The following is a 2669-nucleotide window of genomic DNA, read 5'->3' as shown; positions in this document are numbered from 1 at the left end:
CGCGCCCGCCGGAACCGTGACGAGGAGGCCCGGACGTCCGGCCGCGCGCCCCGGGCGGCCGGACCGCACGGCCCCGCCCACGACGGGAAGGCGAGCTCAAATGCGTGCTGCTGTCGCACAGTTCACCGCATCGGGCGACAGATCGCTCCACATCCCGGCGGATCGGCCGCATGCGGGACGCCGGGGTGGCACGCTGACGCGACGACAGCCATTCGCGGGCGGCTCCGCCCCCACTTCCTGAACTTCCGCCGGAGTACCGCCCCGATGGGAAAGGGACGGCCTCGACATGGCAGACCATCAGCACGCTTCCGCGACCCTGCCGAGCGCTCCGGCCTCGGTGTCCGAGGCGCGAAGATTCGTGGCGGACGTGGTCACCGGGTGGGGTCTGCCCGCGGCCGGGGAGGCCGTCGACGCCATCCGCCTGATCGTCTCCGAGCTGGCCACCAACGCCGTGCAGCACACCCGCGGCCAGTCGCCCGCGTTCACGGTCGACGTGCACCTGGAACGGGACGAACGGCTGTGCGTCGGCGTGACCGACAGCCATCCGCGGTGGCCGCGCCGGTTGCCGGCGGCGGTGCAGCAGGACAACGGGCGGGGGCTGGTCATCATCCGCTCGCTCGCGGCCGAGTCGGGAGGGCGGCTGTCGGTGGTGCCGACCGACGAGGGCGGCAAGACGGTCTGGGTCGCCCTGCCGTGGTGCACGCCCGTCGAGCCCTGACAGCGCCGGCGCGAGGCGCGAGGCCGCCCGGCGCTACCGGCGTCGTACTTCCCTCGTGGCTTCGCCCTCGTGTCGATCAGTCGGGGCGGCCGTTCCGCCGGTGGCGCCGGCCCACCTCCCAGGGCAGCAGCAGCCACAGGGCCACGCAGGCCAGCACCATGGCTCCCGCCGCGAGGCGACCTTGGGGGCGTCCCATCACCACGTCGACGACCAGCAGCACCGCGCCCGTCAAACTCGCCGAGAGCACGACCAGCCCGACCTGGGCCAGCGTCGATGACACCTCCACGACCCGCCGTTTGGCGCCGCGCCGGAACAGTGAGCGGTGCAGCACGGCGGGTGCGGTGAAGATGATGACCGTGAGGGCGGCGAGCAGCAGCGTCGCGATGTAGGTGCCCCGCTGGAACGAGTCGAGGTCGGGGAACCTGCTGGTGAAGGCCAGCGTCAGCAGGAACGCGAACAGGATCTGCACACCTGTCTGGATGACGCGCAGTTCCTGTAGCAGTTCCACGAAGTTGCGGTCGTCCCGTTCCAGCGGTGTCTCGTGGCGGGTCTCCGGCGGTGTGTCAGCGGTCATGACCGTACGGGTAGCCAACGCGCCGCGGAGTATGCCCCGGAGGGGGCGTCACTCGGCGTCCGCCGTGGGCGGGAGGCCCACCCGCCGCGTCCTGGCGTCACCGTCCAGGACCCGCAGGGCGCGTGCGAGCGTGTCGGTGTGGACGTGCTGCTCACCGCGCTGGTGCATCACGGTCAGGGCGTCCTGGAGGCCCCGGGCGGCGCCGACCAAAGCCTGGGCGGCCCGCAGACCGCTCAGGGTGCGGGTGCAGCGGGCCGGGTTGACGCGGCCCAGCAGGTCGACCATCTCGAGGTAGCGGTCCACCAGCTCACCCTCGGCCCGGGTCAGGGCGGGCAGCGGTGGCAGTTCCGGCGGCATCGACGTCACCGGGACACCGCGTCCGTCCGGCCGCCGTGCGGCGTGCGGCCGCTGACGATCCGGTCGGCGACGCCGTAGGCCACGGCTGCCCGGGCGTCGAGGGCCCGGTCGCGCTCGATGTCGGTGCGTACGCGTTCCACGGGGTGCCCGGTGTGGCGGGAGAGCATCGACTCCAGGGTGTCCCGGGTGCGCAGCAGTTCGGCGGCCTGGATGGCGAGGTCCGTGGCGCGGCCCCGCACCGGCTCGGCGAAGGACGGCTGGTGGATGAGCACCCGGGCGTGCGGCAGGACCAGTCTGCGTCCCGGGGTCCCCGCTGCCAGCAGCACCGCGGCGGCGGACGCCGCCTGGCCCAGGCAGACCGTCTCGATCTCGCAGTCGACGAACCGCATCGCGTCGTAGATCGCGGTCATGGCGGTGAACGAGCCGCCGGGGGAGTTGACGTAGAGCGAGATCGAGCGGCCCGGTGCGGCGTGCTCGAGGTGCATCAGCTGCGTCACCACGGCGTTGGCCGCCGCGTCGTCGATCCGGGTGCCGAGCATCACGATGCGCTCGTCGAGCAGCTTCGAGTACGGGTCGAGAGTCCGGACCGTGGACCCGGCGCGCTCGGTGAACGAGGGAAGCACATAGCGGGCGGCGGACCGCTGCATGGCTGTTCCTTCCGTTAAGAATGTACAGTACGTACATGCCGTTAGACTGGGAGCATGACGTATGAGATTCCGGTGACGCAAGCCCGCGCCGAACTCGCCGACCTGATCAACCGGGTGGTCTACGGCGGTGAGCGAGTGGTCGTCACCCGGCACGGCAAGCCACTCGTCGCCCTGGTGTCCGCCGCCGACCTGGAACAACTCGAAGCACTGCGGGAGCGCGGCGTCGACGAGGCGGTCAGCACGGTCTCCGCCGTCAGGTCCGCGGCGTCCGCTGCCGGCGAACGCCACCGCTTCGGCATCGCCGCCCAGCACCCCGGCCCGCCGGCAGGAGACAGCCGCAGCTGACCCACCGCAGTGCCGACCGCTCGCCCAC

At 72.3% G+C, this 2669-nt stretch carries 5 protein-coding genes; 2 read left to right on the top strand and 3 right to left on the bottom strand.

Annotated elements, in window-relative coordinates:
• Nucleotides 1–286: 286 nt before the first annotated feature.
• The gene (locus ACYVE9_RS22070; protein WP_461029632.1) at nucleotides 287–718 is read left to right on the top strand and encodes an ATP-binding protein; all 432 of its coding nucleotides are present in this window, start codon (nucleotides 287–289) and stop codon (nucleotides 716–718) included.
• 76 nt (nucleotides 719–794) lie between these two features.
• Here the strand turns inward: ACYVE9_RS22070 and ACYVE9_RS22065 are convergent, their stop codons facing one another.
• The 3 genes from ACYVE9_RS22065 to ACYVE9_RS22055 are packed head-to-tail and all read right to left on the bottom strand — an operon-like array spanning nucleotide 795 to nucleotide 2296.
• The gene (locus ACYVE9_RS22065) at nucleotides 795–1292 is read right to left on the bottom strand and encodes a DUF6328 family protein (protein WP_461029631.1); all 498 of its coding nucleotides are present in this window, start codon (nucleotides 1290–1292) and stop codon (nucleotides 795–797) included.
• 48 nt (nucleotides 1293–1340) lie between these two features.
• Entirely contained in the window at nucleotides 1341–1649 is a 309-nt protein-coding gene (locus tag ACYVE9_RS22060; protein WP_461029633.1) for a hypothetical protein, read from the bottom strand.
• A gap of 5 nt (nucleotides 1650–1654) precedes the next feature.
• Nucleotides 1655–2296 (bottom strand): ATP-dependent Clp protease proteolytic subunit, encoded by a 642-nt coding sequence (locus tag ACYVE9_RS22055; RefSeq protein ID WP_461029630.1) that lies wholly within the window; start codon nucleotides 2294–2296, stop codon nucleotides 1655–1657.
• A gap of 54 nt (nucleotides 2297–2350) precedes the next feature.
• Between ACYVE9_RS22055 and ACYVE9_RS22050 the strand changes: the two genes are divergently transcribed.
• Nucleotides 2351–2641 (top strand): type II toxin-antitoxin system Phd/YefM family antitoxin, encoded by a 291-nt coding sequence (locus tag ACYVE9_RS22050; protein WP_461029629.1) that lies wholly within the window; start codon nucleotides 2351–2353, stop codon nucleotides 2639–2641.
• The last annotated feature ends 28 nt before the right edge of the window (nucleotides 2642–2669 follow it).

The organism is Streptomyces sparsus (genome assembly GCF_054776295.1).
This window is presented reverse-complemented; position numbering and strand designations above follow the sequence as displayed.

Bases quoted from the DNA above. Each gene is read 5' to 3' on its own strand.
- ACYVE9_RS22070 (WP_461029632.1), top strand. From the start codon at position 287: ATGGCAGACCATCAGCACGCTTCCGCGACCCTGCCGAGCGCTCCGGCC.
- ACYVE9_RS22065 (WP_461029631.1), bottom strand. From the start codon at position 1,292: ATGACCGCTGACACACCGCCGGAGACCCGCCACGAGACACCGCTGGAA.
- ACYVE9_RS22060 (WP_461029633.1), bottom strand. From the start codon at position 1,649: ATGCCGCCGGAACTGCCACCGCTGCCCGCCCTGACCCGGGCCGAGGGT.
- ACYVE9_RS22055 (WP_461029630.1), bottom strand. From the start codon at position 2,296: ATGCAGCGGTCCGCCGCCCGCTATGTGCTTCCCTCGTTCACCGAGCGC.
- ACYVE9_RS22050 (WP_461029629.1), top strand. From the start codon at position 2,351: ATGACGTATGAGATTCCGGTGACGCAAGCCCGCGCCGAACTCGCCGAC.